2 protein-coding genes are annotated in these 16132 nt (G+C 74.4%); both read right to left on the bottom strand.

Translation table 11 applies throughout. From position 1 onward, the window contains the following. Window positions 1-67 precede the first annotated feature (67 nt). Window positions 68-4774 carry a type I polyketide synthase gene (locus DEJ46_RS40770; RefSeq protein WP_150266630.1) on the bottom strand — a complete coding sequence of 1569 codons (4707 nt, stop codon included), beginning with the start codon at window positions 4772-4774 and terminating at the stop codon, window positions 68-70. Between the two features lie 135 nt (window positions 4775-4909). Then, window positions 4910-16105 carry an SDR family NAD(P)-dependent oxidoreductase gene (locus tag DEJ46_RS14325; RefSeq protein ID WP_317852178.1) on the bottom strand — a complete coding sequence of 3732 codons (11196 nt, stop codon included), beginning with the start codon at window positions 16103-16105 and terminating at the stop codon, window positions 4910-4912. Between the last annotated feature and the right edge of the window lie 27 nt (window positions 16106-16132).

Raw genomic sequence — 16132 nt, 5'->3', positions numbered from 1 at the left:
TGGGGGGCAGGGGTGCGGGTGGTGCCTGACGGCACCTGGCGGTGTGCGGGCCGTGGCCGCGGTCGGGTCAGGTGTTCCGCGGGCCGAGAGCCATCCGGATCAGGGCCTCGGCGTCGAGGTCGTCGATCGACGTCTCCGGCTCCGGCTCCGCACCGGGGTCCGCGGCGCCGTCGGCCGGGCCGCCGGACACCGGCTCGGGCTCGATTCCGGTGAGCCGCAGGACGGTGTCGAGGACCCCGGCGTCCCGCAGCCGGTCGAGGGGCACTTCGGCCAGGGCCTGACGTACCCGCGCCTCCCAGTCCGCGGGGGCCGGCTCGGCCGGTGCGAGGTACCTCTCGTGGAGGTGCGCGGCGAGAGCGGACGGCGTCGGGTTGTCGAAGACCGCGGTCGCGGGGAGCCTGCTGCCGACCACCGCGGAGAGCTGGTTCCGGAGCTGCACGGCCGTCAGCGAGTCGAAACCGAGCTCGGTGAAGGCGCGGCCGGGAGCCACCCGGTCGGGGGAGGAGTGGCCGAGTACGGCCGCCGCGTGGGTACGGACCAGGGTGAGCAGCGCGGGCCGGCGCTCGGGCTCGGGCAGCGCGGCGATCCCGGCCAGCGCCGACGACAGACCGGACGGCGCCGCGGCGGCCTCGCCGGGAGCCGGGGCGGCGGCGGGCGCGGCGAGCGCCTGCCGGGCCTCCGGGACGCCGTCGATCAGGAGGCTCGGGCGGGACACCGTGAACGCGGGCGCGAACCTCGCCCAGTCCACGTCGGCCACGGCGACGAAGGTCTCGTCGTGGCACAGGGCCTTGGCCAGCTCGTCCATGGCGCGCTCGGGGCTCATCGGACGGATGCCGCGCCGCTGCCAGTACGCGTCGTCGGCGCCCCGGCCCATGCCGTCGCCCGCCCAGAGCCCCCAGGCGACCGAGGTCGCCGTCTCACCCCGGGCGCGGCGCCGGGCGGCGAGCGCGTCGAGGTGGGCGTTGGCCGCCGCGTAGACGCCCTGACCGCCGCTGCCCCAGACCCCGGCGTTCGAGGAGTAGAGGACGAAGGCGTCCAGCGGAGTGCCGCGGAGCAGGTCGTCGAGGACCCGGGCGCCGCTCGTCTTCGCGCCCAGGATACGGGCGATGTCCTCCGGACCGGTGACGTCCAGGGCGTCGCCGCCCGGTGCGCCGGCGGTGTGGAGGACGGCGGTGAGGGGAGCGTCGGCGGGGATGCCGTCGAGGACGGCGCGCATGGCGTCGGGGTCGGCGACGTCGCAGGCGGCGACGGTGACCCGGGCCCCGAGCGCGCGGAGTTCGTCGGCGAGGTCGTCAGCGCCGGGGGCCTGTTCGCCGCTGCGGCTGACGAGGAGGAGGTGGTCGGCGCCGCGTTGGGCCAGCCAGCGGGCGGCGTGGCCGCCGAGGGCGCCGGTGCCGCCGGTGACGAGGACGGTGCCGTGAGGCTGCCAGTCGCGGGCGGGCCGGCGTCCCTGGAGGGGGGCGCGTGCGAGGCGGCGGGCGTGGAGCCCGGAGGCGCGGACCGCGATCTGGTCCTCGCCGGTGCTGCCGGAGAGCGCGGTGGTGAAGTGGGTGAGGGCGGCGGTGTCGGGCCGGGCGGGGAGGTCGACGAGGCCGCCCCAGCGTTCGGGGTGCTCAAGGGCGACGACCCGGCCGAGGCCCCAGAGCATGGCCCGGTCGGGGTCGGCCGGGACGTCGAGACGCCCGACGGAGACCGCACCCCGGGTCACGCACCACAGCGGAGCCCCGATCCCGGCGTCACCCAGCGCCTGCACCCAGGCGACGAAGGGCGTGAGCCCGTCGAGGAGCGAGACCACGCCGGCGAACCCGTCGCCGGTCGTCAGCGCCGCGAGCCGCGCGGCGAGCGCCTCGCGGCCGTCGTCCGCCCCGGCTTCCAGGACCTCGACCTCCGCTCCGGCGTCCTTCAGCGCGCCCAGGAGCCCGGCGTCGGGCTCACTCCCGGCGGCGACGAGCCACCGTCCGGTCAGAGCCGCCTGGCCGGAGGCCGTCAGCGGCTTCCACTCGACGCGGTAGCGCCAGTCGTCGGCGGCGCCGGCGGGCGCGGAGCTCTGGAGCCAGAAGCGCTCGGTCCGGAAGGCGTAGGTCGGGAGGTCGGGGTTCGTGGTCGTGGCGGGGAGGAGGGAGGTCCAGTCGACGGGGAGGCCGTTGGCCCAGGCTTCGGCGAGGGAGGTGATCAGGCGGTCGCGGCCACCCTGTTCGCGGCGGAGGGTGCTGAGGCCGGTGACGGTGTCGGGGAGGGCCATGGTGAGGACGGGGTGGGCGGAGACCTCGATGAAGTGGGTGAAGCCTTCGGTGGTGGCGAGGGTTTCGATGGCGGGGGCGAAGCGGACGCGGTGGCGGAGGTTGCGGTACCAGTACGTGCCGTCGAGTACGGGTTCGGTGATCCAGGCGCCTTCGAGGGTGGAGAAGAACGGCACCTGGGGCGTCCGCGGCGTGAGTCCGGCGAGGACCTCGGCGAGTTCGGTCTCGATGGTCTCGACCTGCCGGCTGTGGGAGGCGTAGTCGACGGGGATGATCCGTGCGCGGATGCCGTCGGCCTCGCAGGTGTGGGCGAGTTCCTCGATCTGGGTGGGGTCGCCTGAAACCACGGTGGCGGTGGGGCCGTTGACGGCGGCGACGGAGAGTCCGTCGAAGCCGGTCAGTCGCTCCTGGACGGCGGTCTCGCTGAGGGCGAGGGAGATCATGCCGCCCTTGCCGGCGAGGTGGGTGGCGATGGACTGGCTGCGCAGGGTCACGACCCGGGCGGCGTCGTCCAGGCTCAGTGCTCCGGCGACATAGGCGGCGGCGATCTCGCCCTGGGAGTGGCCGATGACGGCCTGGGGTGTGATGCCGTGGTGCTGCCAGAGGTTGGCGAGGGAGACCATGACGGCGAAGGTGACGGGCTGGACGACGTCGACGCGGTCGAGCGTGGGTGCGCCGGGTGTCTGCCGGACGACGGCTTCGAGGGACCAGTCCACGTACGGGGAGAGTGCAGCTTCGCACTCGGCCATGGCGGTGGCGAACTCCTTCGACGCGTCGAGGAGTTCGGCGCCCATTCCGGCCCACTGCGTGCCCTGGCCGGGGAAGACGAACGCCACCCGGCCCACGTCCGACGACGTGCCGCGTATCAGCCCTTCCGGGGAGGCCAGCGCCTGTGCGAAGTCGTCCGTCCCGGTGCCGATCGCGACGGCCCGGTGCTCGAACTCCGCGCGCCCGTCGGCCAGTACGCGCGCCACTGCACCCGCATCGAAGCCATCCGCGCGAATCCGGGAGGCGAACGTGGCGAGGCGTCCGATCTGTGCGTCCAGCGCGGCCGGAGTCTTGGCGGACACCAGCCAAGGCACCACGCCACCACCGTCGGCCGACGGCTCGACGGCCGGGGTCTCCTCGATCGCCGTCGGGGCCTCTTCGAGGACGACGTGCGCGTTCGTGCCGCTGATGCCGAAGGAGGAGACGGCGGCGCGACGCAGCCCGCCGTCCTCCTTCCTCGGCCAGTCCACGGCCTCGGTGAGCAGCTCGACCGCGCCCGCCGACCAGTCGATCTGGTCCGACGGCCGGTCCACGTGCAGCGTCTTCGGGAGCAGCCCGTGGCGCATCGCCTGGACCATCTTGATGACACCGGCGACGCCTGCGGCGGCCTGCGTGTGACCGATGTTCGACTTCAACGCGCCCAGCTTCAGAGGCTGTTCGCTGCTTTTCTCCTGGCCGTAGGTGGCGATGAGGGCCTGCGCCTCGATCGGGTCGCCGAGCCGCGTACCCGTGCCGTGGGCCTCGACGACGTCCACGTCGCCGGGCGCGAGCCGGGCGTCGGCCAGGGCCCGTCGGATGACGCGCTGCTGCGACGGGCCGTTCGGAGCCGTAAGACCGTTGCTCGCGCCGTCCTGGTTGACCGCGCTGCCGCGGACCACCGCGAGGACCCGGTGGCCGTTGCGGCGCGCGTCCGACAGGCGCTCCACCAGCAGGACTCCGGCGCCCTCCGCGGGGCCGAAGCCGTCCGCCGACGCGGCGAACGCCTTCGACCGGCCGTCCGCCGCCAGCCCGCGCTGCCGGCTGAACTGCACGAACAGGTCCGCGTTGGGCATGACCGTGACACCACCGGCGAGGGCCATGTCGCACTCGCCCTTGCGCAGGGCCTGCACGGCGAGGTGCAGGGCGACCAGCGAGGACGAGCAGGCCGTGTCCACGGTCAGGGCCGGTCCGTCCGTACCCAGGACGTACGCGATACGGCCCGACAGGAAGCCCAGCGCCGCACCGCTGACGAGGTGGCCCTCCAGTTCCGGAGACTGCACGGCGGTGGTCTGCCCCGAGGTGTAGCCGGTGTGCCAGCCGCCGACGAACACGCCGAGGCCGCTGCCCTTCAGGCTCGTCGGGTCGATGCCCGCGCTCTCGATCGCCTCCCACGCGGTGGTGAGGGACAGCCGCTGCTGCGGGTCCATGGCGAGGGCCTCGCGGGGCGAGATCCCGAAGAAGTCGGCGTCGAACTCCCCGGCGTCGTGCAGGAATCCGCCGGACCGGCAGTACGTCCTGCCGGACGCGTCCGGGTCCGGGTCGTACAGCCCCTCGACGTCCCAGCCGCGGTCCTGCGGGAACTCCGAGATCGCGTCCCCGTCCCCGGCCACCAGCCGCCACAGGTCCTCGGGCGAGGCGACACCGCCCGGCAGGCGGCAGGCCATGCCGACGATCGCCACCGGCTCGTGCGTGCGTCCCTCGATCTCGCGCAGACGCCGGGTGTTCTGCTGCAGCTCGGCGGTGACGCGCTTGAGGTAGTCGCGGAGCTTGTCTTCGTTGTTCGCCATGGCTCCCGTTCTCGCCTGTCCGTTCCGTGTGTGAGGGGGCTGGTGGTGCCGGTGATGCTCTTCGTCGTGCCGGTCGTGCCGGTCGTGCCGGTCGTGCCGGTCGGGTCCGGGCGTGTCAGGTACGGGCAGGTCAGGTCAGAAGTCGGAGTCGCCCAGCTCCTTGTCGATGAAGGAGAAGAGGTCGTCGTCGGACGCCTCGTCCAGGTCGGTGGCGCCGTCGCCGTCGTCCCCCAGAGCCGAGGCCAGCGCCCTGAGCCGGGCGGCGAGCTCCGGACGGCCGCCGGCGGTGGGCGTGAGGGAGGCGAGTACGCCCTCCAGCCGGTCGAGTTCGGCGAGGGCGGCCGTGGTCTGCCGGTCCGTCGCCGAGGCCGAGCGCGAGGCCGTGTCGCCGGACCCGGACCCGGTGCCGGTGCCGGTGCCGTCCGGCCAGGAACCGCCCGCTGCTGCGGTGAGTTCGTCGAGCAGGTGCCCGGCGAGCTCCCCCGGGGTCGGGTGGTCGAAGACGAGCGTGGCCGGGAGGCGCAGCCCGGTGGCGGCGTTGAGGCGGTTGCGGAGCTCGACGGCGGTGAGGGAGTCGAATCCGGTGTCGCGGAAGGCACGCTCCAGGTCGACCCGGCTCGGGGCGCCGTGTCCCAGGACGGTCGCCACATGCGTACGGACGAGGTCCCGCAGGTGCGCGGTCCGGTCGTCCGGCGTCATGGCGGCGAGCCGCCCGCCGAGGTCCCTCTCCGCCTCGCCGGTGCCGCCGGCGGCGGCCCTGCGCCGGCCGACCGGCGTGCCGCCCGCCCGCGACCCGCCGGTGAGCCCGCTGAGCAGCGGCGCCAGCATGCCGTCGCGCTGCTGGGCGCGGAGCGCGGTGACGTCCAGGGCGATCGGGACGAGTGCCGGGTCGTCGCGGCGCATGGCCGCGTCCAGGAGGGACAGGGCCAGCTCGCTGTCCATGGGCGTCGCCCCGGAGCGGGCCAGCCGCGAGCGGTCGGTGTCGCTGAGTCCGCCGGTCATGCCGCTGTTCTCGGCCCACAGGCCCCAGCCGAGGGAGTGGGCGGGGAGTCCGGCTGCGCGGCGGCGCCGGGCGAGGGCGTCGAGGGTGGCGTTGGCGGCGGCGTAGGCGCCTTGTCCGGCGCCGCCGAAGACGGCGGCTGCGGAGGAGAACATGACGAACGCGGCGAGGTCGTGGTCGGGTGTCGAGGTCAGTTCGTCGAGGAGGAAGGCCGCGTCGACCTTGGGACGCAGTACGCGCTCCACGTCCTGCGCCGTCATCGAGGGGACCGTGCCGTCGGACAGGACGCCCGCGGTGTGGACGACGGCGGTGAGCGGGTGTTCGGCGGGGATTCCGTCGAGTGCGGCGGTGAGGGCTGCGCGGTCGGCGACGTCGCACGCGGTCACGGACACCTCGGCGCCCAGGGCTTCCAGCTCGCGCACCAGCTCGCCGGCGCCCGGTGCGTCCGGGCCGCGGCGGCTCAGGAGCAGCAGGCGGCGCACGCCCCACTCGCTCACCACGTGCCGGGCCACGATGCCGCCCAGCGCACCGGTGCCGCCGGTCAGCAGGACCGTGCCCTCCGGGGCGAGCCCCGACGGCATGGTGAGGACGACCTTGCCCGTGTGACGCGCCTGGCCGACGTGCCGGAAGGCGTCGCGGGCCCGGCGGACGTCCCAGGTGGTGACGGGCAGGTGCCGCAGCGCCCCGCTCTCGAAGAGGGCGACGACCTCGGCGAGCATCTCGCCGATCCGCTCCGGCCCGGCCTCGCCGAGGTCGAAGGCGCGGTAGCCGACGCCGGGGTGGTCGGCGGCGACCTTCTCCGCGTCGCGCACGTCGGTCTTGCCCATCTCCACGAACCGGCCGCCCGGACCGAGCAGGCGCAGCGAGGCGTCGACGAACTCGCGGGCGAGCGAGTTCAGTACGACGTCCATGCCCGCCCCGCCCGACGTCGTACGGAACGCGGACTCGAAGTCCAGCGTGCGGGAGGAGGCGATGTGCGCGTCGTCCAGGCCGAGGGCGCGCAGGGCGTCCCACTTCCCGTGACTCGCCGTGCCGTGGACCTCCACGCCCCAGTGCCGGGCGAGCTGCACGGCCGCCATGCCCACGCCGCCGGCGGCGGAGTGGACCAGGAGGCGCTCGCCGGCCTTGACGTCCGCCAGGTCGCGCAGGGCGTAGACGGCCGTCAGGAACACCACCGGCACGGAGGCGCCCTGGGCGAACGTCCATCCCTCGGGCATCCGCGTGACGGTCCGCGCGTCGGCGACGACGACCGGGGCGTACGCGCCGGAGAGCAGGCCCATGACCCGGTCGCCGGGGGCGAGGTGCGTGACGCCGGGGCCGGTCGCCGTGACCACGCCGGCTCCTTCGGTGCCCATCAGCGCCGGATCGGGGTACATGCCGAGGGCGATGAGGACGTCGCGGAAGTTGAGACCGGTCGCCCGTACCGCGATGCGGACCTGTCCCGGACCGAGTGGCTCAGGGGCGAGGGCCCCTGCGTCGCCGGGCGCCGCCGTGAGGCTCTCCAGGCTGCCGTCCGTACCGGGCTCCAGGCGCCAGAGGGCCGGAGCGGCGGGCAGCGGCAGGGCGGCGAGCCCGTCGGCCGCGGCGGGCGCGGAGGCCCGCGCCAGGCGCGGTACGAGGAGCGCACCGTCCCGGACGGCGAGCTGCGGCTCGCCCGAACCGAGGGCGGTCGCCAGCAGGGCGGCGCCCTCGTCGCCGCCGAGGCCGTCGGCGAGGTCCAGCAGGACGAAGCGGCCCGGGCTCTCCGTCTGCGCGGACCGGCCGAGGCCCCACACGGCGGCCTGTCCCGTCGACCGCAGGCCGTCGCCGGAACGGGCGGCGACCGCGTCGCGGGTCACGAGCACCAGCCGCGCATCGGTGAACCGCTCGTCGGCCAGCCAGGCCTGCATCAGCGCGAGCGACCCGTGCAAGGCCTCGCGGACGTGCTCCGGCCCACCGGGGCCGGCAGCGGGGCAGGCCACCAGGACGGTCGCCGGAGCCGGGGTCTCGCCCCGGTCGACGGCCCCCGCCAGGGCGGTCAGGTCCGGGAACGACAGGACCTCGGTGCCGGCCGCGCGCAGCGCCGCGGCGAGGCCGTCGGCGTCGCTGCCGAGTACGACCGCGCTGCCGAGTACGACCGCGGGCAGCTCGACTGCGCCGGGCTGCGCGACCGCGCCGGGCAGCGCCTGCGCGGCACCGTCCCAGGCAGTCCACTCCAGCACGTGCAGCGCGTCCGGCGTCGGGTCGCCGAAGGCCGCCAGCTGCGCGGGGTCGACGGGCAGCACCGTGAGGGAGTCCGCGGCGAACACCGGCTGCCCGGAGGCGTCGGCGGCGCGCAGGGACACCGTGTCCGGGCCGGCGGGCGTCAGCCGCACGCGGAGGGCGGTGGCACCGACCGCGTACAGGGAGATCCCGCTCCAGGCGAACGGCAGCCGCGTGCCCTCGCCGAACGCCCCGCCCGCACCGGCCGCCTGCACGGCGGCGTCGAGCAGCGCCGGGTGAAGGCCGAACCGCGCGCCCTCGGCACCGGCGGCCCCGTCCGGCAGGGCCACGTCGGCGAACACCTCGTCACCGCGCCGCCACACGCCACGGACACCCCGGAAGAGAGGGCCGTAGCCGTAACCGCTCGCCGCGAAACGCTCGTACAGACCGTCCACGTCCACCGGCTCGGAACCCGGCGGCGGCCAGGACTCCGGGTCGGCGACCGGGGCGGTGCGCTCCGGACGGACGGCCAGAACACCGGTGGCGTGCCGCGTCCACTCCGCCTCGCCCGGCGCGTCCTCCGGGTGCGCGTAGAGCCCGAAGGCACGGCGCCCGGACTCGTCGCTCGCACCGACGGACAGCTGCACGCGGACCGCGCCGCGACGGGGCAGGACGAGCGGGGCGTCAAGGGTGAGCTCCTCGACCAGGTCGCAGCCGACCTGGTCCCCGGCGCGAAACGCCAGCTCCACGAACGCCGTTCCCGGCAGCAGCACCGTGCCGGCCACCGCGTGGTCCGCCAGCCAGGGGTGCGTACGGAGGGAGAGGCTCCCCGTGAGCAGGCAGCCGTCGGACTCCGCGAGCGCGACGGCCGCGCCCAGCAGCGGGTGCTCGGCAGCCCCGAGACCGGCGGAGCCGATGTCACCGGCGGCGGAGAGGTCGGGCCGCGGCCAGTAGCGCTCGGTCTGGAAGGCGTAGGTGGGGAGGTCGGGGCGGCGGCCGGTCGTGGCGGGGAGGAGGGAGGTCCAGTCGACGGGGAGGCCGTTGGCCCAGGCTTCGGCGAGGGAGGTGATCAGGCGGTCTTGGCCGCCGTTGTCGCGGCGGAGGGTGCTGAGGCCGGTGACGGTGTCGGGGAGGGCCATGGTGAGGACGGGGTGGGCGCTGACCTCGATGAAGTGGGTGAAGCCTTCGGTGGTGGCGAGGGTTTCGATGGCGGGGGCGAAGCGGACGCGGTGGCGGAGGTTGCGGTACCAGTACGTGCCGTCGAGTACGGGTTCGGTGATCCAGGCGCCTTCGAGGGTGGAGAAGAAGGGGATGCGAGGGGTCTCGGGGGTCAACACGGCAAGGACGGGAGCGAGTTCGGTCTCGATGGTCTCGACCTGCCGGCTGTGGGAGGCGTAGTCGACGGGGATGATCCGTGCGCGGATGCCGTCGGCCTCGCAGGTGTGGGCGAGTTCCTCGATCTGGGTGGGGTCGCCTGAAACCACGGTGGCGGTGGGGCCGTTGACGGCGGCGATCGACAGCCCGTCGAGGTTCTCGATCCGCTGTTGGGTGTCGGTCTCGCTGAGGGCGAGGGAGATCATGCCGCCCTTGCCGGCGAGGTGGGTGGCGATGGACTGGCTGCGCAGGGTCACGATGCGGGCGGCGTCGTCGAGCGTCAGTGCTCCGGCGACGTAGGCGGCGGCGATCTCGCCCTGGGAGTGGCCGATGACGGCCTGGGGTGTGATGCCGTGGTGCTGCCAGAGGTTGGCGAGGGAGACCATGACGGCGAAGGTGACGGGCTGGACGACGTCGACGCGGTCGAGCGTGGGCGCGCCGGGTGTCTGCCGGACGACGGCTTCGAGGGACCAGTCCACGTACGGGGAGAGTGCAGCTTCGCACTCGGCCATCGTCGTCGCGAACTCCTTCGACGTGTCGAGGAGTTCGGCGCCCATTCCGGCCCACTGCGTGCCCTGGCCGGGGAAGACGAACGCCACCCGACCGACACCGGACGCCACACCCCGGACCAGAACCTCAGGCGCGGCCAGCGCGGCCGCCAGTTCGTCCTGTCCGGTGCCGATCGCGACGGCCCGGTGCTCGAAGTGCGCACGTCCAGCGGCCAGTACGCGCGCCACCGCACCCGTATCGGCATCGTCCGCACGGCCCTGCGAAGCGAACGCGGCGAGGCGCCCGATCTGGGCGTCCAGCGCGGCCGGGGTCTTCGCCGACACGATCCACGGCACCACACCACCGTCGGCCGACGGCTCGACGGCCGGGGTCTCCTCGATCGCCGTCGGGGCCTCTTCGAGGACGACGTGCGCGTTCGTGCCGCTGATGCCGAAGGAGGAGACGGCTGCGCGGCGCAGCCCGCCGTCTTCCTTCCTCGGCCAGTCCACGGGCTCGGTGAGGAGTTCGACCGTGCCCGCCGACCAGTCGATCTGGTCCGACGGCCGGTCCACGTGGAGCGTCTTCGGCAGGACGCCGTGCCGCATAGCCTGGACCATCTTGATGATTCCGGAGACGCCTGCGGCGGCCTGCGTGTGTCCGATGTTGGACTTCAACGACCCGAGCCGCAGCGGCTGTTCGGCGTCGCGCCCCTGGCCGTAGGTGGCGATGAGTGCCTGCGCCTCGATCGGGTCGCCGAGCCGCGTACCCGTGCCGTGGGCCTCGACGACGTCCACGTCGGCCGTCGTCAGCCGGGCGTCGGCCAGGGCGCTCCGGATGACGCGCTGCTGCGACGGGCCGTTCGGAGCGGTCAGGCCGTTGCTGGCGCCGTCCTGGTTGACCGCGCTGCCGCGGACCACCGCGAGGACCCGGTGGCCGTTGCGGCGGGCGTCCGAGAGGCGCTCGACGAGCAGCATGCCGACGCCCTCCGCCGGGCCGAAACCGTCCGCCGACGCGGCGAACGCCTTCGAGCGGCCGTCCTCCGCGAGCCCGCGCTGCCGGCTGAACTCCACGAACGTCGTGGGCGTCGACATGACCGTCACACCGCCTGCGAGGGCGAGCCCGCACTCGCCCTTGCGCAGGGCCTGCACGGCGAGGTGCAGGGCGACGAGCGAGGACGAGCAGGCCGTGTCGACCGTGACGGCCGGGCCCTCCAAGCCGAGGGAGTACGAGACGCGGCCCGACATGATGCTGGCGGCGTTGCCCGTACCGACGTAACCCTCCAGGTCCTCGGCGGTGTTGCGGAGCAGCGGCTCGTAGTGCGGGCCGTTGGTGCCGGCGAAGACGCCGACCTGCTGCCCCTGGAGGGAGGCCGGGTCGATCCCGGCGTCCTCGACGGCCTCCCAGGAGGTTTCGAGGAGGAGCCGCTGCTGCGGGTCCATGGCGAGGGCCTCGCGCGGCGAGATCCCGAAGAAGTCGGCGTCGAACTCGCCCGCCCCGTCCAGGAATCCACCGGCCCGGCAGTACGTACGCCCGGACGCGTCCGGGTCCGGGTCGTACAGCCCCTCCACGTCCCAGCCGCGGTCCTGCGGGAAGCCGGAGATCGCGTCCCCGCCGCCCGCCACCAGCCGCCACAGGTCCTCGGGCGAGGCGACACCGCCCGGCAGGCGGCAGGCCATGCCGACGATCGCGACGGGCTCGTCGACGGCTCCGCCGTCCACCGGCAGCTGCTCGGCGGCGCCGGCCTGCTCGCCGAGGAGCTCCGCGAGGAGGAACTCCGCCAGCGTCCGGGGGGTCGGGTAGTCGAAGACGAGCGTGGCCGGGAGGGCGAGGCCGGTGGCGTTCTTGAGGCGGTTGCGGAGCTCGACCGCCGTCAGCGAGTCGAATCCGAGGTCACGGAAGGCCCGCCCTGTGTCGACGGCCTCGGGGGAGGGGTGGTTGAGGACCACGGCGAGGTGCTCGCGGACCAAATCCTGGATACGGCGCTGCTGCTCGGCGCCGGTGAGGCCGCCGAGCTCGCGGCTCAGGGCGGTGTCGTCGGCGGCCGTCGTCGACTGCTGCTCGTCGAGCGCGCGGCGCGCCTCGGGCAGGTCGGCGAGGAGGGTGCCCGGCCGGGCCGTGGTGAAGCCGGGGGCGAAGCTCGACCAGTCGACGTCGGCGATCGTGACGGCCGTGTCGCCGTGGCCGAGTGCGGTGTCCAGGGCGGTGAGCGCCGTCGCGGGGGCGAGGGGGCGCAGGCCGAGGCGGCGCAGCCGCTCACCGGTCGCGCCTTCGGTGACGCGGCTGCCCTCCCACGGGCTCCAGGCCACCGAGGTCACGACGGGTCCTTCGGCGCGGTCCTGACCTGCGAGGGCGTCCAGGAAGGCCGTACCGGCGGCGTACGCGCCCTGGCCGGCGCCGCCCCAGATCGCGGCGACCGAGGAGAAGAGGACGAGGACGGGCGTACGGCGTCCGGCCGCCGCGGACTCCCGCAGCAGGCTGTCCAGGTGCAGCGCGGCGGTGGCCTTCGCCGTCACGACACGGGCGAGCGCGTCCGGGTCGGTCGCGGCGAGCGGCTCGGAGCCGACGGTGGGCGGCAGGTGGAGGACGGCGCTGAGCGGGTGCTCGGCGGAGACGCCGGCGAGCAGCCGGGCGGCCGCCTCCCGGTCCGTGAGGTCGCAGGACACGACGGTGGCCGCCGCGCCCAGGTCCGCGAGCTCGGCGACGAGGCCGGCGAGTCCGGAGGGGCCGGTGCCCTCGGTGCCGCTGGGGTCGGTGTGGAGGAGGAGGTGGCCGGCGCCGTCACGGGCCAGGCGGCGCGCGGCCTCGGCGGCCGCAGGCTCGTCGGCACCGGTGACGAGCACCGTGCCGTCGGCCTGCCACCACGGCGAAGCCGTCCCGTGAGCCGGGAGGGAGGCACGGACCAGGCGGCGGGCGAGCAGCCCGGAGGCGCGCACGGCGACCTGGTCCTCGCCCGTACCGCCGGCGAGGACCGCGACCATGAGGTCCAGGGCCGCCCGGTCGGCGTCCGATGGCAGGTCGATCAGGCCGCCCCACCGCTCCGGGTGCTCCAGAGCGGCGACCCGGCCCATGCCCCACACCATGGCCTGGGCCGGGGAGACGACGTGGTCGGCGCGGCCGACGGACACAGCACCGCGGGTGACGCACCACAGCGGAGCGGCGGCACCGGCGTCCTCCAGCGCCTGCACCAGGGCGAGGGTGGCGCCGGTGCCCCGGGTGAAGGGGGCGGGGTGACCGGGGTGAGCGTCCTCGTCCCACGCGAGCAGCGAGACGACACCGTCGACGGCCCCACCGGCCGCAGTCACGGCTTCGCCCAGCGCCTCCGCGAGCCGCTGCCGGTCGCTCAGGGCGGACACGTCCAGCTGTACGGGGTCGGCGCCGGCGCCGGACAGCGCGGCGAGCACCGGGGCGGCCTCGGGGGACCGGCCCTCGGGGGCGACGACGAGCCAGCGACCGGACAGGCCGGCGCGCTCGGTCCCCTCGGCGACCGCGAACCGCTTCCAGTCGATGCGGTAGCGCCAGGAGTCCTGCACGGAGCCCTGGACGGCGGGGGAGTCGTGGAGCCAGTAGTGACGACGCTGGAAGGCGTACGTGGGGAGGTCGGGGACGGCGGGGCTGAGGGCGCCCGTGGCGGGGAGGAGGGAGTGCCAGTCGACGGGGAGGCCGTTGGCCCAGGCTTCGGCGAGGGAGGTGATCAGGCGGTCTTGGCCGCCGTTGTCGCGGCGGAGGGTGCTGAGGCCGGTGACGGTGTCGGGGAGGGCCATGGTGAGGACGGGGTGGGCGCTGACCTCGATGAAGTGGGTGAAGCCTTCGGTGGTGGCGAGGGTTTCGATGGCGGGGGCGAAGCGGACGCGGTGGCGGAGGTTGCGGTACCAGTACGTGCCGTCGAGCACCGGCTCGGTGATCCAGGCGCCTTCGAGGGTGGAGAAGAAGGGGATGCGAGGGGTCTCGGGGGTCAACACGGCAAGGACGGGAGCGAGTTCGGCCTCGATGGTCTCGACCTGCCGGCTGTGGGAGGCGTAGTCGACGGGGATGATCCGTGCGCGGATGCCGTCGGCCTCGCAGGTGTGGGCGAGTTCCTCGATCTGGGTGGGGTCGCCTGAAACCACGGTGGCGGTGGGGCCGTTGACGGCGGCGATCGACAGCCCGTCGAGGTTCTCGATCCGCTGTTGGGTGTCGGTCTCGCTGAGGGCGAGGGAGATCATGCCGCCCTTGCCGGCGAGGTGGGTGGCGATGGACTGGCTGCGCAGGGTCACGATGCGGGCGGCGTCGTCGAGCGTCAGTGCTCCGGCGACGTAGGCGGCGGCGATCTCGCCCTGGGAGTGGCCGATGACGGCCTGGGGTGTGATGCCGTGGTGCTGCCAGAGGTTGGCGAGGGAGACCATGACGGCGAAGGCGACGGGCTGGACGACGTCGACGCGGTCGAGCGTGGGCGCGCCGGGTGTCTGCCGGACGACGGCTTCGAGGGACCAGTCCACGTAGCAGGAGAGCGCGTCCTCGCACTCGGCCATGGCGGTGGCGAACACCGGTGAGCTGTCGAGGAGTTCGGCTCCCATTCCGGCCCACTGCGTGCCCTGGCCGGGGAAGACGAACGCCACCCGGCCCACGTCCGACGACGTGCCCCGTATCAGCCCTTCCGGGGAGGCCAGCGCCTGTGCGAAGTCGTCCGTCCCGGTGCCGATCGCGACGGCCCGGTGCTCGAACTCCGCGCGCCCGTCGGCCAGTACGCGCGCCACTGCACCCGCATCGAAGCCATCCGCGCGATCCCGGGAGGCGAACGTGGCGAGGCGTCCGATCTGTGCGTCCAGCGCGGCCGGAGTCTTGGCGGACACCAGCCAAGGCACCACGCCACCACCGTCGGCCGACGGCTCGACGGCCGGGGTCTCGTCGGCCGCCGGGGCCTCTTCGAGCACGACGTGCGCGTTCGTCCCGCTGACGCCGAAGGAGGAGACCGCGGCCCGGCGCAGTCCGCCGTCGCCCTTGTCCGGCCAGTCCATGGCCTCCGTGAGCAGCTCGACCGCGCCCGCCGACCAGTCGATCTGATCCGACGGCCGGTCCACGTGGAGCGTCTTCGGCAGGACGCCGTGCCGCATAGCCTGGACCATCTTGATGATTCCGGAGACGCCTGCGGCGGCCTGCGTGTGTCCGATGTTGGACTTCAACGACCCGAGCCGCAGCGGCTGTTCGGCGTCGCGCCCCTGGCCGTAGGTGGCGATGAGTGCCTGCGCCTCGATCGGGTCGCCGAGCCGCGTACCCGTGCCGTGGGCCTCGACGACGTCCACGTCGGCCGTCGTCAGCCGGGCGTCGGCCAGGGCGCTCCGGATGACGCGCTGCTGCGACGGGCCGTTCGGAGCGGTGAGACCGCTGCTCGCGCCGTCCTGGTTCACGGCGGTGCCCCGGACCACGGCGAGCACGCGGTGGCCCTTGCGGCGGGCGTCCGACAGGCGCTCGACGAGGAGGACGCCGACGCCCTCGGACCAGCTGGTGCCGTCGGCCGTCGAGGAGAAGGACTTCGACCGGCCGTCCGGGGCCAGTCCGCGCTGGCGGCTGAACTCGACGAAGGTGCTGGGCGTCGACATGACCGTCACGCCGCCGGCGAGCGCCATGTCGACCTCGCCCTTGCGCAGGGCCTGCACGGCGAGGTGCAGGGCGACGAGAGAGGACGAGCAGGCGGTGTCGACAGTGACGGCCGGGCCCTCCAGGCCCAGCGTGTAGGCGACCCGGCCCGAGGCGACGCTGCCGGAGTTCCCGGTGCCCAGGTAGCCCTCGATGCCCTCCGGCACGTCCGTGAGGCGGGTCGCGTAGTCGTGGTACATCACACCGGTGAAGACGCCGACCGACGTGCCGCGCGCGCTGGCCGCCGGGATCCCGGCGTGCTCGAACGCCTCCCAGGAAGCCTCCAGGAGGAGCCGCTGCTGCGGGTCCATCGCGAGGGCCTCGCGCGGCGAGATCCCGAAGAAATCGGCGTCGAACTCACCTGCCTCATAAAGGAATCCGGCCTCACGGGCGTAACTCTTGCCCGTGGCCTCCGGGTTCGGGTCGTACAGGCCCTCCACGTCCCAGCCGCGGTCCTGCGGGAACTCCGAGATCGCGTCCCCGCCACCGGCCACCAGCCGCCACAGGTCCTCCGGCGAGGCGACACCGCCCGGCAGGCGGCAGGCCATGCCGACGATCGCCACCGGCTCGCCCGCCCTGGCCTCCAGCTCGCGGAGGCGGCCGCGGGCCTCGTGGAGGTCCGCCGTGGCACGACGCAGGTAGTCGAGGTACTTCTCTTCGTTCACCGTGGACACGCTGTCCCCTTGAGTTACTGGAGGCGC

This window comes from Streptomyces venezuelae, assembly GCF_008642375.1.
Taxonomy (GTDB): domain Bacteria; phylum Actinomycetota; class Actinomycetes; order Streptomycetales; family Streptomycetaceae; genus Streptomyces; species Streptomyces venezuelae_G.
Note: the sequence above shows the minus strand (reverse complement) of the source record. Positions and strands in the feature narration are given on the sequence as shown.

Bases quoted from the DNA above. Each gene is read 5' to 3' on its own strand.
- DEJ46_RS40770 (WP_150266630.1), bottom strand. From the start codon at position 4,774: ATGGCGAACAACGAAGACAAGCTCCGCGACTACCTCAAGCGCGTCACC.